This window comes from Pantoea sp. SGAir0180, assembly GCF_043546245.1.
Window position 1 is genome coordinate 4,311,929 of sequence record NZ_CP028071.1, and the last position, 24,397, is coordinate 4,336,325.

Annotated in this window: 18 protein-coding genes; 11 read left to right on the forward strand and 7 right to left on the reverse strand. The window is 54.4% G+C overall.

Features of this window, described 5'->3' with window-relative positions; all coding sequences use genetic code 11:
- Nucleotides 1–1,452 carry a tagaturonate reductase gene (locus C1N58_RS20295; protein WP_054687167.1) on the forward strand — a complete coding sequence of 484 codons (1,452 nt, stop codon included), beginning with the start codon at nt 1–3 and terminating at the stop codon, nt 1,450–1,452.
- Nucleotides 1,452–2,942: a UxaA family hydrolase gene (locus C1N58_RS20300; protein WP_054687000.1), complete on the forward strand. Its 1,491-nt coding sequence runs from the start codon at nt 1,452–1,454 to the stop codon at nt 2,940–2,942. Before C1N58_RS20295 ends, C1N58_RS20300 begins: the two co-directional genes overlap by 1 nt.
- 55 nt (nt 2,943–2,997) lie before the next feature.
- Here the strand turns inward: C1N58_RS20300 and C1N58_RS20305 are convergent, their stop codons facing one another.
- The gene (locus tag C1N58_RS20305) at nt 2,998–3,969 is read right to left on the reverse strand and encodes a TerC family protein (protein ID WP_054687001.1); all 972 of its coding nucleotides are present in this window, start codon (nt 3,967–3,969) and stop codon (nt 2,998–3,000) included.
- Nucleotides 3,970–4,228: 259 nt separating this feature from the next.
- Nucleotides 4,229–5,209: a Gfo/Idh/MocA family protein gene (locus C1N58_RS20310; protein WP_039341902.1), complete on the reverse strand. Its 981-nt coding sequence runs from the start codon at nt 5,207–5,209 to the stop codon at nt 4,229–4,231.
- Between the two features lie 134 nt (nt 5,210–5,343).
- Between C1N58_RS20310 and C1N58_RS20315 the strand changes: the two genes are divergently transcribed.
- The gene (locus C1N58_RS20315; RefSeq protein WP_054687003.1) at nt 5,344–7,032 is read left to right on the forward strand and encodes a chloride channel protein; all 1,689 of its coding nucleotides are present in this window, start codon (nt 5,344–5,346) and stop codon (nt 7,030–7,032) included.
- On the opposite strand, the gene C1N58_RS20320 is transcribed toward C1N58_RS20315, so the two are convergent.
- Nucleotides 7,029–7,532: a M48 metallopeptidase family protein gene (locus C1N58_RS20320; protein WP_006118297.1), complete on the reverse strand. Its 504-nt coding sequence runs from the start codon at nt 7,530–7,532 to the stop codon at nt 7,029–7,031. The two genes, C1N58_RS20315 and C1N58_RS20320, sit on opposite strands and share 4 nt — an antisense overlap.
- 82 nt (nt 7,533–7,614) lie before the next feature.
- Here C1N58_RS20320 and rlmG point away from each other — a divergent pair, with 82 nt between their 5' ends.
- Nucleotides 7,615–8,733 carry a 23S rRNA (guanine(1835)-N(2))-methyltransferase RlmG gene (gene rlmG, locus C1N58_RS20325; RefSeq protein WP_054687004.1) on the forward strand — a complete coding sequence of 373 codons (1,119 nt, stop codon included), beginning with the start codon at nt 7,615–7,617 and terminating at the stop codon, nt 8,731–8,733.
- On the opposite strand, the gene C1N58_RS20330 is transcribed toward rlmG, so the two are convergent.
- On the reverse strand, nt 8,734–10,755 hold the full coding sequence (locus C1N58_RS20330; protein ID WP_394550269.1) for an FAD-dependent oxidoreductase: 2,022 nt from the start codon (nt 10,753–10,755) through the stop codon (nt 8,734–8,736). It abuts the gene before it with no gap.
- A gap of 169 nt (nt 10,756–10,924) precedes the next feature.
- Nucleotides 10,925–11,632 carry a polyphenol oxidase family protein gene (locus tag C1N58_RS20335; protein WP_039341911.1) on the reverse strand — a complete coding sequence of 236 codons (708 nt, stop codon included), beginning with the start codon at nt 11,630–11,632 and terminating at the stop codon, nt 10,925–10,927.
- Between the two features lie 109 nt (nt 11,633–11,741).
- On the opposite strand from C1N58_RS20335, the gene C1N58_RS20340 reads away from it, so the two are divergent.
- From C1N58_RS20340 to C1N58_RS20355, 4 genes are all read left to right on the forward strand, one after another.
- Nucleotides 11,742–12,551 (forward strand): 5'-nucleotidase, lipoprotein e(P4) family, encoded by an 810-nt coding sequence (locus tag C1N58_RS20340; protein ID WP_394564445.1) that lies wholly within the window; start codon nt 11,742–11,744, stop codon nt 12,549–12,551.
- 571 nt (nt 12,552–13,122) lie between these two features.
- A complete protein-coding gene (locus C1N58_RS20345; protein ID WP_394564446.1) occupies nt 13,123–13,755 on the forward strand; it encodes a carbonic anhydrase in 633 nt (210 codons plus the stop codon).
- Nucleotides 13,752–15,227, forward strand: coding sequence for a SulP family inorganic anion transporter (locus C1N58_RS20350; protein WP_006118229.1), 1,476 nt, complete (start codon nt 13,752–13,754; stop codon nt 15,225–15,227). The genes C1N58_RS20345 and C1N58_RS20350 overlap by 4 nt, the downstream gene beginning before the upstream one ends.
- Before the next feature lie 263 nt (nt 15,228–15,490).
- Nucleotides 15,491–16,915: a GGDEF domain-containing protein gene (locus C1N58_RS20355; RefSeq protein ID WP_033739966.1), complete on the forward strand. Its 1,425-nt coding sequence runs from the start codon at nt 15,491–15,493 to the stop codon at nt 16,913–16,915.
- Nucleotides 16,916–16,934: 19 nt separating this feature from the next.
- On the opposite strand, the gene ddlA is transcribed toward C1N58_RS20355, so the two are convergent.
- Nucleotides 16,935–18,032, reverse strand: a complete 1,098-nt coding sequence (gene ddlA, locus C1N58_RS20360) for a D-alanine--D-alanine ligase (RefSeq protein WP_033739964.1) — start codon at nt 18,030–18,032, stop codon at nt 16,935–16,937.
- 525 nt (nt 18,033–18,557) lie between these two features.
- On the opposite strand from ddlA, the gene C1N58_RS20365 reads away from it, so the two are divergent.
- Nucleotides 18,558–20,135 (forward strand): sensor domain-containing diguanylate cyclase, encoded by a 1,578-nt coding sequence (locus C1N58_RS20365; RefSeq protein WP_394564903.1) that lies wholly within the window; start codon nt 18,558–18,560, stop codon nt 20,133–20,135.
- A 27-nt stretch (nt 20,136–20,162) separates the two neighbouring features.
- Here C1N58_RS20365 and C1N58_RS20370 read toward each other — a convergent pair whose 3' ends face one another.
- Complete coding sequence (locus C1N58_RS20370; protein ID WP_205955697.1) at nt 20,163–21,944, reverse strand: GGDEF and EAL domain-containing protein; 1,782 nt, start codon at nt 21,942–21,944, stop codon at nt 20,163–20,165.
- A gap of 342 nt (nt 21,945–22,286) precedes the next feature.
- Here C1N58_RS20370 and C1N58_RS20375 point away from each other — a divergent pair, with 342 nt between their 5' ends.
- Together C1N58_RS20375 and C1N58_RS20380 are read left to right on the forward strand one after the other, a co-directional pair.
- Nucleotides 22,287–23,756 carry a methyl-accepting chemotaxis protein gene (locus C1N58_RS20375; protein ID WP_325992424.1) on the forward strand — a complete coding sequence of 490 codons (1,470 nt, stop codon included), beginning with the start codon at nt 22,287–22,289 and terminating at the stop codon, nt 23,754–23,756.
- A gap of 392 nt (nt 23,757–24,148) precedes the next feature.
- A complete protein-coding gene (locus C1N58_RS20380; RefSeq protein ID WP_033739962.1) occupies nt 24,149–24,388 on the forward strand; it encodes a hypothetical protein in 240 nt (79 codons plus the stop codon).
- Nucleotides 24,389–24,397: the final 9 nt, after the last annotated feature.

A 24,397-nucleotide genomic window follows, 5' to 3' on the forward strand; every position in this document is an offset into this window, starting at 1 on the left:
ATGACGCGGCTGAACCGCCACGACTTTCCCGGCGCGGTCTATCACGATCGCGTGATTCAGTTTGGTGAAGGCAATTTTCTGCGTGCTTTTATCGACTGGCAACTGGACTGGCTCAATGAGCATCAGGGAACGGATGCCGGTGTGGTGGTGGTCAGGCCGCGCAATCGCGCAGTCAGCGACACGTTAAATCAGCAGGACGGCCTTTATACGACCCTGGTTCGTGGCCTGAACGCGCAGGGTGAGTCGGTGAGCGAAAGCCGCCTGATCCGCAGTGTGAACCGTGAAATCCAGCCTTACACGCAGTTCGATGCGTTTATGGCGCTGGCGCGCCAGCCCGACATGCGCTTTGTTTTCTCGAATACCACCGAAGCGGGCATCGCGTTTAGCGAAACGGATCGGCTGACCGATTCGCCCGCCGCCAGCTTTCCCGGCAAACTGACGCAGCTGCTTTGGGCGCGTTATCAGCACGTTGCCGGTGACGAAAGCAAAGGCTGGCTTATCGTGCCGTGCGAGTTGGTCGATCATAATGGCGATATGCTGCGCGCGCTGGTGCTGCGCTATGCCGAACACTGGCAGTTACCGGACGCCTTTACACGCTGGGTAATGACAAGCTGTGCGTTCTATAACACGCTGGTGGATCGCATCGTCACCGGGTTTCCGGCCGACAGCGCTGCGCTTGAGGCACAACTGGGTTATCAGGATCACTTCCTGGTAGCGGGCGAGGTCTATTATCAGTTCGTTCTGCAAGGCCCCGCCGCGCTGTTTGACGAACTCAGGCTGACGGCGCTGGCACCCAACGTGCGCCGGGTTGAGGATATCGCCCCGTATAAAGCCCAAAAAGTGGCCATTCTGAATGGCGCGCACACCGCAATGGTGCCGGTGGCGTTTCTGGCGGGCCTGGAGAGCGTGGGCGAGGCGATGGAGGATACACAGGTCGCTGGGTATATTGACGATCTCCTGCGCAAAGAGATCATCCCTACGCTCGATTTGCCCGCTGATGAGCTTAACGCCTTCGCCGACGCGGTACTGCGCCGCTTTCGTAACCCCTTTATCCACCATGCGCTGCTGTCTATCGCTCTTAATGGCATGACCAAATTTCGCACACGTTTGCTGCAGCCATTACTGACTGCCCATCAGCAAACCGGTCAGTGGCCAACAAACCTGACGTTTGCGCTTGCCGCCCTGATCGCGTTTTACCGGGGCGAACAGGCAGACAAGCGCTGGACTTTGCAGGACGAGCCGTACTGGTTGCAGCGTTATGCAGAGAGCTGGGCTGCCGTCAGCGCACAACGTCTTTCTCCCGCGGCGTTGGTTCAGCAGGTTTTAGGTGAGGCATCGCACTGGGGACAGGATTTAACTCAGCTACCCGGCCTGACCGAAACGGTCAGCCACCATCTGCAACGCATTCTCGCGCATGGAATACGCGACGCGCTGAGCCACCGGAGATCATGATGCAAGACGCCATAAAAATTCATCCGCAGGACAATGTCGCCGTGGCGTTGCAGGATATCGACATCGGGACGTCAATTGCGCTGGCGGATCACCCCGTGACGTTACGACAGGCCGTGGAGCGGGGGCATAAGTTTGCCTTACGCTCGCTGGAGAAAGGCGAAACGGTCGTGAAATACGGGTTGCCCATCGCGCACACCACGCAGGCTATTGGGGCCGGAGAACGGGTGCATTCGCACAATGCACGTACCAATCTTAGCGATCTCGACCAGTACGACTACCAGCCAGAGCCGCCAGCCTTAACGCCTCAACCTGGCGATCGCGACGTGCAGCTCTACCGCCGCGCCAACGGTGAGGCAGGCATTCGCAACGAGCTGTGGATCTTACCGACCGTCGGCTGTGTTAACGGAATTGCCCGGCAAATTCTGCAGCGTTTCCTGAAAGAAACCCAGGACGCGGCCGGAACCGACGGGGCGTTTCTTTTCAGCCACACATTTGGCTGTTCACAGTTGGGTCAGGACCATGAGAACACCCGCACCATGTTGCAAAACATGGTGCGTCATCCAAACGCGGGCGCGGTGCTGGTGATTGGCCTGGGCTGTGAGAATAATCAGGTCGATGCCTTTCGTGAAACATTAGGGGCGTTTGAAAGCGACCGCGTTGCGTTTATGGTCTGCCAGCAGCATGACGATGAAATAGAAGCCGGGCTGGAACGCCTGCACGCACTGTACGAAAAAATGCGTCACGATCGCCGTACACCGGGCAAACTCAGCGAGCTGAAATTTGGTCTGGAATGTGGCGGCTCTGATGGCTTCTCAGGCATTACCGCCAATCCGCTGCTGGGGCGTTTTTCTGATCAGATGATCGCCAACGGCGGCACCACGGTGCTGACCGAAGTCCCCGAAATGTTTGGTGCCGAGCGCATTCTGATGGGGCGCTGTCGCGACCGCGCGACCTTCGATAAAACCGTGGCAATGATCAACGATTTCAAACAGTACTTTATCGATCACCATCAACCTATTTATGAAAATCCGTCTCCGGGCAATAAAGCCGGCGGCATCACTACGCTGGAAGAGAAGTCGCTCGGTTGCACACAAAAAGCGGGGCAAAGTCAGGTGGTGGACGTACTGAAGTACGGTGAACGCCTGACGGTACCCGGCCTTAATCTGTTAAGCGCACCGGGCAATGATGCAGTGGCGACCAGTGCCCTGGCGGGCGCAGGCTGTCATATGGTGCTGTTCAGCACCGGACGCGGAACCCCTTACGGCGGATTCGTACCGACCGTTAAGCTGGCCACCAATACGCCGCTGGCTGAAAAGAAACCGCACTGGATTGATTTTAATGCCGGAAGGCTGGTTGAGGGCATGAGCATGGAGGCGCTGCTGGCGGATTTCGTGGACACGATTGTGGCCATTGCCAACGGGCAACGCACCCGTAACGAACAAAATGATTTTCGTGAGCTCGCGATTTTCAAGAGCGGTGTGACGCTGTAAATCACAAGGGCGGCACCCATGCCGCCCTTGTTCCGTGCTTTTCCTTGCCGTGCCGTTACGGCTTATTCAGCTTCTTTTTGTCATTCTGACGGTTAACCCAGGCGTTGATCAGCAGCGTCGATGCCAGAATCGTTCCGACGATGCCCAGCGATATCGCTACCGGAATGTGGTAGATATCGACAATCAACATTTTTATACCGATAAAGACCAGCACGACAGCCAGACCATATTTCAGCATCGAGAAACGTTCCGCCACGTTAGACAGCAGGAAGTACATGGCGCGCAGACCCAGAATCGCAAACAGGTTTGAGGTCAGAACGATAAAGGGATCGGTGGTGACGGCAAAGATGGCCGGAATGCTGTCGACGGCAAAAATGACATCGCTCAGTTCGACCATGATCAGTACCAAAAGCAGCGGCGTCGCAAACAGCACGCCGTTTTTCCGCGTAAAGAATTTTTCCCCGTCCAGCGTATCGGTCATGCGCAGATGTTTACGCAGCCAGCGCACAACCGGTTTGTCACCTACGGCTGCATCGTTCTCTTTCGCCATCGCCATTTTGATACCGGTAAACAGCAGGAAGGCACCGAAGACATAGAGGATCCAGCTAAACTGCGTTACCAGCCAGCTACCCGCAAAAATCATGATAGTGCGCAAAACGATAGCGCCCAGTACACCGTAAATCAGGACGCGGCGTTGCAGGTTGGCCGGAACAGAGAAGTAGCTGAACAGCATCAGCCAGACAAAGACGTTGTCTACCGCCAGCGATTTTTCCAGCACGTAACCGGTCAGGAAAGCCAGCGTCTGACTGGTAGCCACGTCACGCCCGGCGGTACCGTCCAGATACCACCAGAACGCCGCACTGAACAGGAGCGAGACGGAGACCCAAATCAGCGACCAAACGGCAGCCTGTTTGAAGGACATGGTTTGCGAACCGCGACGGCCCTGCAGGAACAGGTCAATCGCCAGCATGATAAGTACTACAACCGCAAAACTGCCCCAGAGGAGTGGCGTACCTACAGTTTGCATAATCGTATCCTGTCTGAAATAAAAAAACGGCTGAGGTCAGAAGACGTCAGCCGCTTATTCTGTGTAAGCAAACCTCGCCTTCCGGCAAGGTCTCACTTACAACTCAGGAATGGATTCTGGGTTGCCTGATGACCGGATGCGTACGCAACGTAGTGACGATCAATCAGCTTACAAGTTACTCCCCTTTGCAAGTCGATAAATTACGTGGCTGGCCGTCAGGAATCAATCGTCTGCCCGTCATATTTTGAAATATTTACACTCAGGCACTGTCGGCCGGAAAGACCACGCCGGTCTGACGTCGGATCTCGGTCAGTAATTTTGCAACGCTACGGGAAATGTCCAGCGCCGGATGGCTGACATGGCGCTGTTCTACCAGTCGTACAAAGGTTTCTGCTTCATACAGCAGGGTATTGATGTGTTGAGGCTGGCTCCAATCCTGTTTCTCCCCGACACGCGGAATAAAGGTCACAGATGGACACTCAGAAATACGTGTCACCACCAGCGATCCCGCTTCCCCCTGGATTTCACTGGCCAGTACCGAGTCGCTGACTTTTGAGTGCACTATCGTGACATCAAACTCACCATAATTCAGATTCACGGTGCCGTGGCCGTCCACGCCACTTTCCAGCAGGGTGGCCGAGGCAAGCACCTGCCGGGGCTCGCCCCACAGCGTGACGGCGACCGCTAGGCAATAGTAGCCGATATCCATGATGGATCCGTTGGACCAGCGAGGATCGAAGGTGTTGGGATGTTCGCCGTTCAGGTAACGCGGATAACGGGACGAGTACTGACAATAGTTCAGCAGCGCTTTGCGCACTGTGCCAAGCGCAGGCAGTCCTTGTTGGAGTTGAATAAAGTTGGGTAAGCTGGCGGTCTTGAAGGCTTCGAACAGCACCACCTGATACTGGCGGGCGCAGGCGATCATGGCTTCGACCTCGTGCAGATTCGAGGCCAGCGGTTTCTCACAAATGACGTGCTTGCCCTGCGACATAAACAGCATGGCCTGCTGACAATGCAGGGCGTTGGGACTGGCGATATAGACGGCATCGATGTCAGGACAGGCGGCCATGGCCGCCAGCGACGTAAAGCGCTGGTCGCAGGGATAGTCATGACAGAATGCCGCCGCCTGCTCCCGGGTACGTGAATAGACGGCACACAGCCTCATCTTGCCGGTTTCGTGTGCCGCCTCGATGAACTGACGCGTTATCCAGTTCGTTCCCACAATGGCAAAGCGAATCACAGTGATCTCCTGCGCAGGTAAAAGTGCAGAGTAGCATCTGGCATCCGGCAGGCAACATCAGACGTTGATCCTGAGATCGCCATTCCAATACTATGTCCGAATACCGCACGTTAAGCACAAGACGGGGAGCGCAGGTGAAAGGAAGCAAACACGCATTAAACTGGACCACATTACTGATTGCCGTGCCGGTGGGCTGTGCCGCCTCGTTAGTTACTTTGCTGTTCCGCGAAACGATTGAGTTCATCAATTATCTGCTGTTTGGCCGCAGCAACGACATCACCGAATCCATCCATCTCTGGCCCATGCTGTTCTGGCCCGTTCTGGTCGGCGTGGGCGGTCTGCTGGCCGGTTTCTTCCTGCGCTACGCGGTCGCGATAGAGCGGCAGCAAACCGTCAAGACCGACTATCTCGAAGTCATTAATGCCCGCCTTGACGCCGTGCCGACGAAAACCTCCCTTTTCCGGGCGCTGTCTTCGGTTGCCAGTATTGGCAGCGGCGCGTCAATCGGTAAAGAAGGCCCGATGGTTCAACTGGCCGCGCTCTGTGGCAGCATGATCGGCCGCCTGTTGCCGCCTGGCGTGCAGTTAAAAAACAGCGACGTCGTCGCCATGGCCGCCGCAGCTGGTCTTTCCTCGGTCTACCATGCGCCGCTGGCATCGGCCATTTTCGTGGCAGAGATCGCGTTTGGTATCTCCGCCCTGCAACGCCTGATTCCGCTGGTGGTCTCCTCCGCTGTTGCGGTCATGACCATGTGGGCGCTGGGCTTTCGTAATGCGCTTTATCCGCTGGCCGAGGTGAGTTTCACGATGGATGTCAGCAGCCTGCTGATTACCGTCCTGATTGGCTTACTGTCCGGGCTGGCCGGTTTGCTCCTGATTCGCCTGATCGCCCGTGCTAAAACGCTGTTCAGTCGGGTTCGGTCCTTACCGCTACGTCTTGGGACGGGTGGCTTTGCCGTGGGCCTGCTGGCGCTGGTCTCGACCGATATCCTCGGGAACGGCTATGAAGTCATTGTAAAGGTGATGGCAGGGCATTATGTGTTATCAGGTTTACTGCTGCTGCTGGTCTTAAAAACGCTCGCGACCAGCCTCTCGGTAGGCTCCAATGCGGTGGGCGGGTTGTTTACACCGTCCTTGCTGATCGGGGCGCTGCTGGGTATGGTCATCGCGTTATGTGGGGTTGCCCTGCATCTTCCCCTGAATAATGTCCTGCTGTTCGCCGCTGTTGGCATGGCGGCCGTCCTGGCGGCCGTCAGTCAGGCGCCGTTAATGGCCATGTTAATGGTGCTGGAAATGACGCTCAACAGCAGCCTGCTGTTTCCGGTGATGATAGCGTCCGTTCTGGCGACAATGGTGGTCTACCGCCTGCAAATGGCCAGTACCTATCCCGTCGTGACGCACCATTTCAACCGTTCTGAAGCCAAATATGACTTCGATAATATGCGCATCAGCGAACTGATCATTCCGGGGGCGGCCCTGCAACCTGAGGCCTCGGTTGGGGAAGCACTGGCGGTGAGTTCGCTTAAGCGTGAGCGCTATGTGTACGTCATCAATGCGCAGGGCGCGTTTCTGGGCGTGGTTTCCATTCACGAAATATCCCGCCGGGTGCTGGCGCAGGAGATTAATCTGGACTCGCCGGTGCAGTGCGTGATGGATGAGGATTTCCCGGTGGCCTATCAAAAACAAAGCCTGCGGGAAGGATGGGAAGCTTTTGCAGCCGTCACGCTGGAACGTCTGCCTGTCCTGAATAATCCCCAGGAGCGCCGTTTTTTAGGCGCGCTGACCAAAACCAGCCTGATTCAGAAAGCGCAGGAGTTTCTCTAAGCCGCATTGCCCTGCAAAGCCTGTTCTGTCATCCACAGGCGGGCGTCGAATTCGAGCTGGTGATAGTCCGGTTCCATATGGCAGCACAGCTGATAAAACGCCTTGTCGTGATTTTTCTCTTTCAGGTGCGCCAGCTCATGTACCACGATCATGCGTAAAAAAGGCTCAGGCGCCTGGCGGAAAAACGTGGAAATACGAATCTCCGCTTTGGCCTTCAGGTTGCCGCCCTGCACACGGGAAATGGCCGTGTGCAGGCCCAGCGCGTGCTTCATCACCTTGATTTTGTTATCCCAAATCACCTTATTGATGGGCGGCGCGTTGCGCATGAAGCGGTTTTTCAGTGCCAGCGTAAAGTCATACAGCGCCTTATCACTCATCACATCGTGTCTGTCGGGATAGCGCTGTTGCAGCACCGGGCCCAGACGCTGGCGATCGATGAGCGTTTGCACCTGTTCAAGGATGGACTCAGGATAACCCTGAAGATAGATCAGTGAGGACATTAGAGATTCCCGGCGAAAGACAGTATACTGCGCCCCCTTTTTGGGGCGAAAATCAACCAAAGTGTACCACGCCGGAGAATTCATGAGCCAACTTGAACTGAACGATCGCACACTGATCCTGCACCGTTTCCCGCGGATGCGTGACGAAAGTCCGTTACAAGCCTGGGATGCCGCTGATGAATATCTCCTGCAGCAAAGCCTGCCGCCTGGTCCAGCGTTAATCTTTAACGACAGCTTTGGGGCGTTAACCTGCGCACTGAACACCCGTCCGCTGTGGCATATCAGTGACTCCTGGCTGAGTCAGCAGGCCACGCGTCAGAACCTGCGCCTGAATGCGCTGGACGACAGCGATGTCCAGTTCCTTGACAGCCTGGCACCGTTGCCGGCCGCACCGGCACTGGTCTTGATCAAAATTCCTAAAACCCTGGCGTTGCTGGAGCAGCAACTGCGCGCAGTGCGTCAGGTTATCACGCCAGAGACCGTGATAATGGCGGCGGGGCGTGCGAAAGAGATTCATACCTCCACTCTGCAATTGTTTGAGCAAATCATTGGTGAGACCAAAACCTCACTGGCCGTCAAAAAAGCGCGCGTGATTTACAGCCAGTTCACCCAGCCTGCGCTGCGCGAAAAATCGCCTACCCAGGTCTGGTCGCTGGACGGTACGCCTTATCAGATCCATAACCACGCCAACGTCTTTTCCCGCTCTTCACTGGATATTGGCGCGCGCTTGTTCATGCAGCACCTGCCGGAAAATATTGAAGGCGAGATTGTCGATCTGGGCTGTGGCAACGGCGTGATTGGCTTGATGGCGCTGGCACAAAATCCCGAGGCGGAGGTGCATTTTCTTGATGAGTCATACATGGCGGTGGCGTCCAGCCGGTTAAACGTAGAGATCAACCGCCCGGACGATCTGTCACGCTGTCAGTTCCGGGTCAATAATGTCCTGAGCGGTTATCCATCCGATACGCTGCATGCGGTCTTGTGTAATCCGCCGTTCCACCAGCAGCACGCGGTGACCGATCACCTGGCCTGGCAGATGTTCCGTGACGCAAAGCGCTGCCTGCAATACGGCGGGGAGCTGCGCATTGTCGGCAACCGTCACCTGGATTATCACCACAAGCTGAAGAAGCTCTTTGGCAACTGCACCCTGGTTGCCTCCAACAAAAAATTTGTGGTGCTGCGTGCAGTGAAAATGCGTTAACTACAGCGTTAACGCCAGCGCGGTGGCCTGGGCTATCGCCCGACGGGCATCCAGCTCCTGCGCGACGTCGGCCCCGCCAATCACCTGCACGGGTTTACCGTTTGCCCGCAGCGCCGCTTCCAGCTCGCGTTGCGGCTCCTGACCGGCACAAATAATCACGTTGTCGACCGGCAGGAGCAGGCGCTCGCCGTCGCGCCGGATATGCAGCCCTTCATCATCAATCGCCAGATACTCAATCCCGCCCCACATTTCAACTCCCCGTGACTGGAGACTGCTGCGATGGATCCAGCCGGTCGTTTTCGCCAGCGTGGCACCGGGCTTGCCGGGCTTGCGCTGAAGCAGCCAGATTTGACGCGGTGAAGGCTGTGGCGCGGGCGCAATCACGCCGCCGCGCTGCGTCAGGCTCTGATCGATGCCCCATTCGCGATAAAAATCCCCGGTGGTTTCGTTTGCGGGCGGTTCAGACAGATATTCAGCCGTATCAAACCCGATCCCGCCCGCGCCAATAATCGCCACGCGTGCACCAACCGGACGCTTATCCGCCAGCACGGCCAGATAGCTCAGGACTTTGGGATGATCAATACCGGGGATATCTGGCGTACGCGGTTTAATGCCGGTCGCCAGGATGACTTCATCGGCGTCTGCCAGCAGGGGAGCGGTGACCCGACAGCCTGTTTTGATTACCACGCCCGCCGCCGGCAAACGATGGCGAAAATAGCGCAGGGTTTCGCGGAATTCCTCTTTCCCTGGGATCTGTCGGGCGATATTGAACTGTCCGCCGATCTCATCGGCCGCCTCATAAAGGGTGACCTGGTGGCCGCGTTCAGCCGCCTGTAAGGCAAACGCCATACCTGCCGGACCGGCCCCTACAACCGCCAGCCGTTTGGGCATGTGCGCCGGTGTCACCGGCATGAGGGATTCGTGGCAGGCACGCGGGTTGACCAGACAGGCGGTGACGTGACCGGCAAAGATCTGATCCAGACAGGCCTGATTACAGGCGATACAGGTGTTGATACTGTCGTCATCCCCCCGTTGCGCCTTGCTGACAAACGCGGCATCGGCCAGGAACGGTCGCGCCATGGAAACCATGTCCGCACAGCCATCCTGCAAAAGCTGTTCTGCCACCTGTGGATGGTTGATTCGATTCGTTGCCACCACGGGCACGGCAACGTGTTGGCGCAAGCGGCGCGTGACCCACGCGAAGGCGGCGCGGGGCACGCAGGTCGCAATGGTCGGAATGCGAGCTTCGTGCCAGCCAATACCGGTGTTAAACAGCGTCACACCACAGCGTTCCAGCGCTGTTGCCAGTCGTAGCGTTTCGTCCAGCGTACTGCCTTGCTCAATTAGGTCCAGCATCGACAAGCGGAAGATAATGATAAAACGGTCGCCGGTGGCCTGACGGACCGCGCGGGTGACCGCTAAAGCAAACTGCATGCGCCCGGTAAAATCGCCGCCCCAGCGGTCCTGACGCTGGTTGGTGTGCGGTACCAGAAACTGATTAATCAGGTACCCTTCGGAGCCCATGATTTCTACGCCGTCGTAACCCGCTTTTTGCGCCAGACGGGCACAGTGCGCGAAATCGGCAATGGTCTGCTCAACCTCGGCGTCGCTCAGTTCCCGCGGCGTAAAACGGTTAATGGGGGCCTGTATTGCAGAGGGCGCAACCAGATCGCGCTGAAAACTGTAACGGCCGGTATGCAAAATCTGCAGCGCGATTTTTCCCCCGTGCTGATGCACGGCGGCGGTGATTTGCCGGTGCCAGTCACACTGTGAATCCTGGTTCAGCACCGCACCGTGTGCGGCGGTCACGCCCTGCGGATTGGGCGACACGCCGCCCGTCACGATTAGCGCCACGCCTTCCCGTGCCCGTTCGCCATAGAATGCCGCCAGCCTGGCCGCGCCATCTTCACGCTCTTCCAGACCGGTGTGCATAGATCCCATCAAAAAGCGGTTTCTGAGCTGAGTAAACCCCAGATCAAGGGGCGTAAACAACGCCGGGTAGGATGAGGACAGCACAGTCATAATCACTCACAGATAAAGTGGTCGGATGAGTTAGCTTTAACCATTTTTCTGTTAAAAAAAAGTGAAATGGCATCAGGCTGTGAGAAACATCATAAAAGCGGCCTTACTCGCCACATAAATGGCCAGGCCGGGGAAATGCAGGGGAAGGCCGGCGGATGTGCGCGCAACCTCAGCGGCGGCGAATCCAGGAATAGCGAGAACGATAGCCACTGCCGTGATGCGTGTTGAAACGGTAGCTGGAGCCCGCCTCGGTAGTGCAATAGGTGCACTGGTGGACAGGGTCAATGTTTTCTGCCGGAATGCCTGCTTTTATCAGCATTTGCGTCGCCAGATACGGTAGATCAAACCAGACACCGCCACGGGTAGCAACGGCCTGGGGGCGCTGAGCGCCGGGATTGTGGGGCTGCACCGCATAATAGCGCAGGGGCAATGGCATGTCGGGCATCTGTTCAATCTCTGCCAGACGCTGACGATCCAGCTCAAAACAGCAGGGAGCCAGCGCCGGGCCAATCGCCACCGTCAGGCTCGCTGGCGTGGCACCGCGTTCGCAAAGATGCGCTACCGCCCGATACAGCACGCCAGCCAGGGTCCCCTGCAGACCCGCATGAACAGCGGCAACCTGTTTCTGCTGGCTGTCGGCAAACAGCACCGGTAAACAGTCGGCAGTGTAAACCGCGACGGGGCGGTGGCCGGTGGCGATCACGCCATCTGCATCACCACTTTTGGGTGGAATAGTGTGAGTGTCGGTTAACACGACGGCGCTGTGACGCTGATGGGCATAGGCGGCATCATCAGGGGGCGGTTCGCCTGCGGGCTGAAACGCATAATCGACCCAGTCAAGTGCATCAAGCAACGGCGAACGCGGTGTAGCGGACATCCTCATCTCCTGTTGAAACAGCGTGTAATGTTGCTGCCCTCAGCTTACGTTAACTGCTACATTTTTGAAGCGTTACCCACTTAAATCTTTCACACCTTAGGATAAAACGATGAAACATTCAGTGAATTTCGCGCTGTCGGCGGTGGTTGCGCTGGCACTGGCAGGTTGCGCGCAACCTGCCCGACAGCAGGCACAGCAGCAACTGGGGCAACAATCGGTCCTGGCCCTGAACTGGTTCCAGCATTCCGGCGAATATCAGGCGCTCTGCTGGCAGGCATTCAACAGCGCCCGTCTGGCCTTTGATCAATCGGCTTCGCTGGCGGGCAAGCCTAAAGCGGTCATTGTCGATTTAGATGAAACTATGCTGGACAACAGTGCCTATAGCGCGTGGCAGGTGAAGAATGGCCAGCCTTTCAGCGACAAAACCTGGTCAGCCTGGACACAGGCGCGGCAAGCAAAAGCGGTTCCCGGCGCGGTGGAATTCGCCCGCTACGTCAACAGCCATGGCGGCACCGTTTTTTACGTCTCCAATCGCGATCAAAAAGACTATGCCGCCACGGTGGCCAACCTGCAGCAGCTTGGCTTCAGCGGAGTCAGTGAGAAAACGGTCAGTCTGAAAACCGACTCCTCAAACAAGCAGGCGCGTTTCGATGCCATTAAAAATGCGGGCTACAATGTCGTTTTATATATCGGTGACAACCTGAATGATTTTGGCGGCGCAACCTGGCATCAGGGTAACGCGCAACGTCGGGCATTTGTCGACAATAATCACGCGCTTTTCGGTACGCAATTTATTGTTTTACCCAATCCATTGTATGGCGACTGGGAAAGCGGCATGGCGGAAAATTACAATAAGCTGACACCACAACAACAGCTTTCCGTTCGTGAGGCGCGCCTCAACGCCTGGAACGGTAAATAAAATGTCAATATGAAGCGCCTGCACTGGGCGGGCGCCTTCACGTTGGCTCAAATATTTACTTACATCCGTCACTATTTTCACGCAAATTAAATTAACTATCTCTCGCTTTAATTTACCCCTTCATTAAGACGGATTCACTGCCTGCATTAAATAAAGGCGGTTAATCGTGCTATTCATAAATTCTGCATTTAAGACTAATCCTGGTCTGTGGCGTCGCTGTTATTTTAATTACTTAGTTCGCTATGAAAGTTTTGTATTTATTTGTCAATCTATAAATCATGACTTGAATTTTATGTGTCTGATTTTAAATGAATAAAATTAAAATAACTGCAAAATTTGGTGGTATAACCTCTTAATCTTATTTACGTTTTGATGACGTTAGTTGAATAAAGTCTTACACAGGCAGGCAGTATTTTGGCGCGTGTAATATTCCAGGTGCATTGAAAATGATAAGCGGCTATAACCTTTTAATGTGATGGAGTTCAGGTTTCATTAGCCCCTCGGCCAAATAAGGTGAGCGGGTTCACTCCGTGGTTCGCCTGGAAATGATATTCCCGGTAGTTAAGAGAAGATGATTGTGACGACACTTAAACCCTTATTAGCGAAAAATCGCAGTTGGGCCTTACAGCGCCGCCAACGTAACCCCGCCTATTTTGAAAAATCGCTCTATCAGCAAAAACCGCATTCATTATGGATTGGCTGCTCAGACAGTCGGGTACCGGCGGAGGTGTTAACGGGTTCCCATCCTGGCGAGCTGTTTGTTCATCGTAATATCGCCAATATGGTCGTGGCGGAAGACGACAATCTGCTGAGTGTTCTGCAATATGCCGTCTTCTTTCTTGGCGTGAAGCGCATTGTATTAAGCGGTCACTATGGTTGCGGCGGCGTTCAGGCGGCTCTGAATCTGCCTGGCAGTCCGTTAGCGACAGAGGATTCTGCACTGGCGCGTCGTATTACCTGTTTGCGCGACGGCCTGGCAAGCCATCTTGGCGACCCGACGGCGCAGGAAACAGAGGGTGAGAAACTGAACCGTCTGGTTGAGGCAAACGTGCGGGTGCAGTTTGCCAGGCTGGTGGCTTCCGACCCTGTCCGTCATGCCTGGCAATCTGGTCAGGAACTGGATGTGTTTGGCTGTGTTTACGACCTGCAATCGGGTCATCTTAAAGAGTTGATTCAGCAATCTGCAGAGGAGTCTTCACCATGAATCTGGATACGTTACGCCGCGATGTGCCGGCAGGGCTGGTTGTGTTTCTGGTCGCACTCCCGCTCTGCCTCGGTATTGCTCAGGCCAGCGGTTTACCGCCTTTTGCCGGCTTACTGACCGGTGTGATTGGCGGGATAATCGTGACATCACTCAGTCCGTCACGCTTCGCCGTCAGCGGTCCTGCGGCAGGACTGGTCACTATCGTGGTCGCCTCGATGGCCACGCTGGGAAGTTTTTCCGCGTTTCTCACTGCGCTGATCATCGCCGGGCTTTTACAGTGCCTGTTTGGTCTGCTGCGCGCTGGCCGTTTTATTGCACTCGTGCCCGGTAGCGTGATTAAAGGTATGCTGGCGGCGATTGGCCTGCTGCTGATCATGCAGCAAATACCGGTGGCGCTAGGAGCCGGCGGCAGCGTAAAACTGGTGTCGCTGGTAAACGGTGAAATGACCTTTTCGCTCTCGGCGCTGTTGGTGTCGTTGGTGGGCTTGTTCATTTTGTTTGCGTGGACAACCGGCCCCATCAAGCGCATCAAGGCGATAGCCTGGATCCCGGGTCCGCTCTTTGCGGTTCTGTTTGGCTGTGGGGTGACAGTATTGGGGGCGCGACTGTTCCCGTCACTCACCGACGCCTTACCGCGTATTTCACTGCCCGCTTTTGACAGCGTTTCGGCGATGATAGCCGAACTTGAAACGCCGGACTGGATGGCCTGGCAAAATCCGCAGGTGTGGGTTGTCGCGGTGACGCTGGCGCTGGTGGCCAGTCTGGAAACGCTCCTGAGCCAGGAAGCCCTGAAAAAGCTACGTCCGCAAAATCCTGCGCCATCGCCCAACAGAGAAATGTTTGCTCAGGGCATTGGTAACATAACGGCGGGCTTCTTGGGTGCAATGCCTATCACGGCGGTTATTGTTCGCAGCTCAGCAAACGTCAACGCAGGCGCACAAACCAAATTGTCCATTTTGCTTCATGGTGTGATGTTGCTGATTTGCGGTATGTGGTTTAGTGAGATGCTGAATGCCATTCCGCTTGCCAGTCTGGCTGCGGTCCTGCTCTATACCGGTTATAAGCTGGCTGCACCGCGACTGTTTATCGAACAGTTTCGTATGGGCGCACAGCAGTACGTCCCGTTCCTGGCGACGATTATCGGAATTATCACGTTGGGAATGCTGGTGGGAATCGGCATAGGTATTGCCACTCAAATTATCTACAGCATCTACAAGAGTCATCGCAACGCCTTGCAGCTTACGCGCTATGACGACCACTATGTGCTGCGTTTTCAGCAAAATTTGACATTTTTGCACAACCCTAAACTTCAGGGCCTGCTGGAAAAAATTCCCGAAAATAGCGTGGTAATTGTTGATAACGATAATGCAGAATATATCGATCCGGATGTAAAAGCCGTGTTGAAAGATTTTGGTGAAAATGCTGATAAACGAAACATACGCCTGAGTCAGTGGCCGGTGGCGGTGAAATAACCAGACATCGGTATTCTGGAATTTACAGCAGAAAAATCGGATATCTCGGATATCCGATTTTTTTATTTGTAAGACATAATAGGCAGGGATGTCTGCCAGCCCATTCGTTACCGGTAACCTGTTTCAATAACCTGACGTTCGCCTGTTTACTGTTGTTTTTCTCTGAATGGCGCAGACACGAATCAGGCTTTAATGATGATGATAACGCCACATACTTTGTGGGCGGCGAGATAGTGAGCCTCTTTGTGACAAGGTCCGGACGTATGCGCGCTAAGCTGTTTGAAGAGCATAATGCTAAAAAGAGTGCCTTCTGGCTGTTTATGATTACGCTGATGTTTTGTTTCGTTGGCGGTCATCTGCGCATTCCCCACGATTTATCCCTGTTCTGGCCGGTAAACGTGTTTATTGCCGGTATGATGCTGCGTTATCCCTTCCTTCACCGAACCCGTTTTTATCTTATTTGCTTTAGCGCGATGGTATTTAACGATACGGTCTTTTCGGGCTGGACGTTACCGGCATTTACGCTCAATGTCGCCAATATTCTGTTTATCCTGATATGCGTACTAGTGATGGGAAAACAGTATCAGCATGATTCCAGCAGTGAACGCATCTCGAATGCCTTACGGATCTTCCCCGCCTGCCTGCTGGCGGCGTTCGGTTGCGCCACCTGGGGCGCACTGGCACAGGTAGGCAGTGTCAATGCCGCGTTCGCCGATGCCTGGATGAACTGGTTCAGCGAACAGTTTTCGACCGGCTTAATGCTGTTGCCGTTTCTGTTGACCCCAAACTGGCGCGTGATGTTCTCAGGGCTACGGGTAAAGGTGGGGACAATTCTGCCGCTTATCGCCGTGGGGCTGTCCTTAACGACGGGGGCCTTAATGGGCGGCGCAGGCAGCCTGACGCTGCCGGTGCCGGCGTTAATCTGGTGCGCCATTGTCTTACCCATCCCGCTCACCAGCCTGGTGACACTGATAACCGGCATCAGCCAGATCATTTTGGTTTCCCATGGCGTCATGCATATCCAGGGCGATTCAAGCCTGCTGCCCATCAGTCATCTGACGTCAGCGCGACTGGGCGTGGCTACGCTTGCCATCAGTCCTCTGATTGTGGCGGTCAGCGTGGATGCTATCCGTCAGCTCAATGAGCGGCTGGCTCTGCGCGCCGATTACGATTTTCTTACCCAGTTATTATCGCGATCCGGCCTGTATGAAAGACTGCGTAACGAGCCCAGCTATGCGCAACGTCAGGTCGGCGTGATCCTGCTGGATGTGGATTACTTTAAATCAGTCAACGACAATTTCGGCCATGATGCGGGCGACAGCGTGCTGGAAGAGATTGCCCGCCGCATTTCGCCGCTGGTTGGCAGCAAAGGGCACATTTGCCGTTTTGGCGGAGAAGAATTTGTGGTGGTGCAGTTCGATCTGTCTCCAGAGAAAATCTATTCGCTGGCGGAGGGGATTCGGCAGAGCATTGTCCGCGAGAAATTTGTGCTGCAGGGCAATGCCGTCACGGTCACGGTGAGCCTGGGCCTGGCAAACGGCGAAGCCCAACCGGGTACGGCCTGGGCTGAGACGATTAACAACCTGATCTCCGCAGCCGACAAAAATCTCTATATTTCCAAGCGAAATGGCCGCAATCAGACATCGCCGGGCAAAGCCCATAATGAAATGACCAGCGACGTTGCCTGAGCAGGTCGCTGGACGCACATTAATGAATACTGGTTTTTAGCAGGGCGCTCTGTTGATGGCGTGCGATAGCGAGTTCAATCAGTCGGGTAATCAGGTCCTGATAGCTCAGGCCCGCCGCCTGCCACAGTTTGGGATACATGCTGATATTGGTGAAACCGGGTAGTGTATTCACTTCGTTGATCACGATTTCGCCTTCCTCGGTATAAAACACGTCGACACGCGCCATGCCAAAGCATTCCAGTGTGGTAAATGCCTTAATCGCTACCTGGCGAATCGCCGCATCGACGTCCGGTGGGATGGCGGCAGGAATCACCGTTTGTGCGCCGGTTTCGCTGATGTACTTTGTGTCGTAGGAATAGAAGCCTTCTTTCACCACCACTTCGCCACACGGGCTGGCCTGTGGCTCTTCGTTACCCAGCACCGCACATTCGATCTCCCGGCCTTTAATGGCTTTTTCAATCAGGGCCTTACGATCGAACGTAAACGCCATTTCCAGCGCGGGCAGGAGCGCTGCGGCATGGGTCACTTTACTTACGCCCACCGAGGAGCCCTGATTGGCAGGCTTAACAAACAGCGGCAGGCCGAAGCGGGCGATGACGGCTTCGGTGTCCAGTTGATTCAGCTGTGAAGACGTGACGCTCAGCCAGGGGGCAACCTGCAAGCCGGCATCGCGTAACAGACGCTTGGTGAAATCCTTGTCCATGCTGACCGCCGACCCCAGCACATCCGACCCGACAAAGGGCAGCGACGCCATGCGCAGTAACCCCTGCAACGCGCCATCTTCGCCTTGCGTACCGTGAACCACCGGAAAAATGACATCCAGCTGTGACAGGGAATGCGCATCGTCACGGGCAATGAGCGGCTGCTCAGGTTCGCCGGGAATCAGGGCAATCTGTTTTGCCGTGCGATTGAGGGCAATCAGTGACGGATTTTCTGCATTCAGCAGGAAGCTGGAGGCGTCATTGAGGTGCCATTGCCCTTGTTTGTCGATACCCAATAGCACGACCTCAAACCGGGTCTTATCAATGGCATCAACGATATTTTTTGCTGACTGCAACGACACTTCATGTTCTGAAGATTTCCCGCCAAAGACGATGCCAACCCGCTGTTTTTTCATCAAAGGTATCCACATAAACGCAAATCACTACCATAGCATGCGCATTGTCATAAAAAACAGCCGGATGAACGAGAGCGCCTTCTGTTGTGCGTCGTGATCAGCACGCCGGGCAAGGTCGGAGAGAAAAGAGGAGACACGCGATTCAGAACGCTTGCGACGCTTCATTACTTCGCAAGGAGTAGCGCCTGAATTTCTTTCAGCGTACTCCTCAACACGGGGTTAACGAACTGACGTATATTTAAGAAAGAATCTACCATCGAATAACTGGATTATTTTGTTTAAGGAAAAATAATTAACTACTCTTATAGCGGTATTGCGTGCGGGGCCACTATGATTGATGCCAGCTCAGATGACGCCTCAACACGGTGAGAATCTGCACACAGGTAAAAAAGTGTCGCTTGCTGCCTGCGGATGAATACTGCCACTCATTCAGTACTGTAGAGAACAAAAGTGACGTTTATTCTGCCCTTTGTCTGGCTGATTAGCGTTTACTATCTGCATAATTTATTCTCAGCACATTCCGTTATGTATCGCAGAAAAATCCATCTTCGAACGTTACTCACCGCGTTATCGATAGGAAGTGTCATTGTGACTTCCGGCTTGCTGCTGGGCGCGCTGTTTCTTTTTCAAAAAAGTAATATTGAAGAGTCGCTGCTGGACAGCAATATTGCCTATGCCCGTAAGCTGGCCGACACCACCGATCATTATCTTGCCATTGCCCAACGTGAACTGGCCTGGAGCGCCGGTCAGATCGCTGACCTGAATAACGTTCAGCTGTTACATCGCGAAACTACGCGCCTGTTACAACAGTCAGGTTTTTTCAACTCGGTAGTCGTGCTGGATAACCATTCTATTATCGCCTCCATCTCGCCTGAAAGCCTGTCTCTGCTGGGTGTTAAGGTGGACACCGCTGAAACGGAACAGGCGAATAAGCTACAAAAACCGTTTATTTCTTCGCCTTTTATCTCACCCTCGGGCAACTATGTGGTCTTTATCTCGCATCCCCTTTTTGCGCATGACGGTCATTATCTCGGCTTTATTGGGGGAACGATTTACCTGAAAAAACAGAGTATGTTGAGTGACATCCTGAGCCAGCATTATTACGGTGATGGCACATCGGTCAGTATTGTCAGTGATGATGGCACGATTATTTTCAGTCAGGATCCGACGCGTGTTGGGACGCGCATGGCGTTAAGTCAGCCGTTACAGAAACGCCTGGCGGCCACGATGAGCGGCCAGTTTATGATTCAGGACGCGGGCAAAAAGTACCTTATCGGTTACGCCAGCCTGCAAAAAACGGACTGGAATATCTTTATGTCCGGTACCTCAGAAACGGTAAATGGCCTGATGACGCGTACGGCCAGAAATGCCTTCTGGTTTATTCTGATCATCATCGTCCTGACTGCAACCTGCATGGCCTTTCTGGCGTCCCGCATCTCTTATCCGCTGGAAAAACTGGCAGGCATGGTGCGTGACGGGGGCAGTGAGGCCAGCCCGGATCCGCTGTCATCCGTTAACACCTGGTACAACGAAGCTGACAGATTAAGAGAAGCGGTTCAGCATCACCGGCGTGCGGTCGCCGGGCATGTTGCGGACCTGAACGATAAAGCCATGACCGATCCGCTGACCGGATTAAATAACCGTCGCGGTTTCTATGCACAGGCGGCTCAGCACCGCGAGGAGCCTGTGCAGAGTGCGATTGCCATTGATATCGATCACTTTAAAATCATCAACGATCGCTATGGACACGATGCTGGCGACAAAGTCCTGGTGAGCCTGGCGGGTTTGTTAAGAAAGCGCTGCCGTACGCTGGATGTAATCAGCCGGTTCGGCGGCGAAGAGTTTGTGCTGCTGCTGCCGGGCACCTCTATGGGCGACGCGGCCGCAATGGCAGAACGCATCCGTGAGGCCGTCAGTCATACGGTGTTTCCGTTTATCAACAGCATGACGGTTTCCCTCGGCGTCGCTACCTTAAACGGTTTGGGCGACGACGCCTCACTACTCAGGCGGGCAGATGAAGCGTTGTATGCGGCAAAAGACGAAGGCCGTAACTGCGTCATGGTGAACCATGAGGGGAACATTTCTCGCTATCCTGCCAGGTAACGCCGTGGGCGTGAACCCAACGGCGTCTTAACACATTTCGCGGAGTTTCCAGTGCAGCCAGTGGTCCAGTTCGCTGTCTGCCAGGGGACGGGAATAGAAAAAACCCTGGGCCTGATCGCAGCCATATTCCGTTAACGCTTCCACGGTATCGACACATTCCACGCCTTCGGCCAGTACCACATAATCCAGCTCTTTCAGCATGGTAATAATATTACGGGCAATAATGCGTGAGGCCATATCGGATGAAAGCTCACTAATTAGCGAACGGTCCAGCTTGATCACATCCAGCGGCATCCGGCGCAGATAACTGATATTGCTGTAGCCGGTACCAAAATCATCAAGAGAAATGCCAAAGCCGCGTAGTTTCAGCATCTCAAGCCCCCGCATGGACGAGGGGCTCTCAACAATGCGCTCCGTTTCCAGACACTCGATTCCCAGCAGGGAGGTAGGGAGTTTTGCTTTAAGCATTTTCTCTTCCAGGCTATCCGCAAAACCGTCAAGCGAGAAATCGCGCTCACTCACATTAATCGTAACAGGCAACTGAATACAGCTGTTGCGCAGGCGCTTCAGGCGGGCGATAACGTTGTCAATCACCCATGATGTCAGGGCAGTAAGGGTTTCGGTCTGCTCGGCAAGCGGGATGAAAGTGGCCGGTGAGAGTTCGCCTCGTTCAGGATGATGCCATCGAATCAGGGCTTCAAGCCCGATGGGTTTACCGCTTTGCAGGCAAATTTTAGGCTGATAAACCAGATAAAGGCCCACATCTTCGCGCAGCGCGCGCGCCAGATCGTTGATTAACGTGAAATCCTGCGTACGTCTGATATCCGTGGCTTCACTAAAGCGTAAAGAGGGTAAACCGCGCCCAATGGCCTCGTGCAAGGCGCTGACCGCCTGGCGCAGGGTTTCATGGGGCGGGAAAATACCGGAGACGAAATCGACCTCGCCGGTGTGGGTGCTGAGCCCCACTGACAGGCCTTCACCCAGGTCGGCGCTGATGCCTTCCATCTGACAGGCGACCCAGTGCGCACTGATGCGGCTGTCCGCACGCGTCAGCACCGCAAAACGCCCGGTGGCAACAGTATAAATAATGTCACTGGCCGCAGGACGCAGCCGAAGGGGCAAAAGGGTAGCGACATCCTTGAGCAGGCTTTCAACGGGCCCCATACCCATCGACCGGGCCAGTTCATAGGCGCGCGGCATATCAATACAGTCAATCAGGACCAGGCGGCGTAAGGTTGTATCGCCTGCTGCCGATAAATAATGCATGTCACGAATCAGGCGCTGGCGGTTGGGCAGCCCGGTCACCGGGTCGACAAAGCCCGCAGAATGCCAGGCCTCCAGAAACGACATCACTAATGATGACAGTAACTGAAGCGTCGTAATTTGTGAGGCGCTGAAGGGGTGCGGTTGAACATCCGTGACGCACAGCGTACCCAGGTTTATGCCATCACGGTTTTTCAGTGGGACGCCCGCATAAAACCGAATAAAGGGCGCCCCAACGATCAGGGGATGGTCCGCAAAGCGGCTGTCGAGATAGGTATCAGGCACGACGACGGCGGTATCACCATCTACCGCATAGCGACAAAGTGAATCCTCCCGGGATGAACGTTCCAGCTTAAAATTGTGTGAGGCGCGCACATACTGAAACTCATCATCAATGATAGAAATAAAACTGCCGGGAATGTTCAGTGCCTGACTGGCCAGTCTGACAAATTTTCTCAGTATGTCATCCCGACTTTCATCAGGATGACGAAGTGCCTCAAGGGCACGGATGCGGCGTTCAGGATCGCCGTCGAGACTCATAAGCATGTGTGTCCTCCGCTCCGTACTGATAACGGCGCGAAATTAAAAAGAAAAAGTGTCGGATAGAAGCACCGCAACGCTGGCCAAAGGGCGCGAAAGGAAAAACAGGAAATAATTTTATTTTCACTAAATAATAGGCGTGTTCTGGGTTTATGTCTCTTTTTATTTTCTTTAATAAATTTCTTAGTTATGAACGATGCACACATTTAATCAATTTTTACGTTTTATTTTTTCATTAACACTGCCACAATTATTTTTATAAAGAGTAGCGCGCTATTGTTTTGCCCGCAACTATTAGGCATGAATATTTTTATTGACGTTTTTACACAGCCACACCGGGGAAATACTATGAATATTCTAAAAAATTTTACGATAAGACGTGTCGTCTTATGGATACTCATTATCGCCGTGATCGTCATTGCGCTTGCGGGTGCCTATGGTTCGGTGATTCTCAAAGACATTAATCGGGAAGTTACGCGCAGTAACAGCCTGACAGAGCAGCTTATTTTCCTTAATCGTGCCAGTTTGCAGATGCAGGAGAATGCGACAGCGAATCGTGCTGCGCTGGCGGCAGACGTGCCTGCGGGTGATGAGTGGCAGCGCTACCGTGCCGCGCTGACCAGCGCGCCACAGGATTATCCTGCGGCTGCGCAGGAAAGACTCCGTGCTCTGACGCAGCAGATTTCCAGCAATAACGCGCCGCTGAGCGTAGAGCATCAGAGACTGGTAGAACTGTTTTTGATTACGTTGGCTGCGGTCACGGGGCTGCTTTTCTTTTGTGACCGCTATCTGGTTGTCCATCTTGTTCGCCCCGTAGCAAAACTGCGTGACCACTTCCGCATCATTGCTGACGGCGATCTGACCCAGGAACCCGAAGATCTTGGTCGGAATTGTGTTGGGCAAATGGTGCCGTTACTTAAAGAAATGCAACAAAGTTTGCTGAAGACCGTTCTGGCGATTCGCGACAATGCATCCGTGTTACGGGATGAGGCCAGCGATATCGCTAAAGGCAATGCCGATCTGTCGAACAGGACGGCAACTCAGGCAGCCGCGCTGGAAGAAACGGCGGCCAGCATGGAGCAGTTAACCGCGACCGTGCGCTATAACGCAGAAAACAGCCGTGAAGCGCGCGCGCTGTCTGGCATCACTGCGCAAACCACTCAGCAGGGCGAACAACTGGTGAAAACGGTGGTTGGCGCGATGGAAGGCCTGTCTGTGGGCGCAGAAAAAATACGTCAGTTTACGGCTACCATTAATGGTATTGCGTTCCAGACCAATATTCTGGCGCTCAATGCCGCCGTCGAGGCGGCGCGCGCCGGAGAGCAGGGGCGCGGTTTTGCCGTAGTGGCCAGCGAAGTACGCTCTCTGGCGCAACGCAGTGCCGAAGCGGCGAAAGAGATTGAAGGATTAATTGCGGATACGGTCGCCGGTATCAGTCAAGGACGTGATGCGGCCAACACGGCGGGCAGCACGATGGAAGAGGTGTTACGTAACGTCGGCAGCGTGAACGACCTGATTGGTCAGATTGCTCTGGCTTCCGAAGAACAGAGTAAAGGTATTTCTCAGGTCACACTCGCCGTAGCGGAAATTGACCGGGTTACGCAGCAAAACAGCAGTCTGGTGCAGACTATCTCCGCCTCTGCGGAAAGCATGAGCAGCCAGACTGAGACACTGACCAGCGTCATTACACGGTTTACACTGCCCGTGACAACCTCGTCTGTTGTCCGTTCAGCCAGCCATAAGGCCACGCAACCTCTTCGTCCTTCGGTCTCTGTGGCGACAAAAGATGATGCGGCCTGGATTGCGTTTGGAAAATAAAGATATATAAGCCAGCCGGTGGTCTGTTTTTCAATGGAAAATAACCACTGTGGTTTTCATGCCCCCGCCTTATGGCGGGGGAATTTATTGTTGAACGCCCTGTTTTAAATTTATATTTCCTTACATCTTGCGTTACGAAATAAACTCAAATTATTGGTTTTTTAAAATTCATGCCGTTTCGCTTAAGGGAAAGTGATATAAGTTGATCAAAGCATAGATTCGGACCCATAAAATTCCTGCCAGAACGGCCTTCCCTCGATTGACATTTCCCCCGTTAAGATTAAGTATTCTTATGAAATGTGTGCTGCGGCGGTGGCTCATGACCGTGTGAGAGAACCGATACGGGCTGCGCTAAGGCACTGTTACCCTAAGTCAACAACAGGGAGCCTGGTTTGGGAAATTCAATCGTCCGACGGCCCGTGCCCGTCCAGAATAACGTCCGAGAGTTGCGTATTGCGGCAGGTCTGTCACAGGAGGGCGCAGCCGAACGCTTTGATCTCAGCTTACGCGCCTGGCAGACAAAAGAAGCCACGGCGAAAGTCGCGTTACTGAGTCAGGGCGAGTATGAATTGCTGCTGCTGTTGGCAGGCAAGCATCCCTATTATGAACTGGTGCCACAGTCCAAAAAATAGCGATTTTTA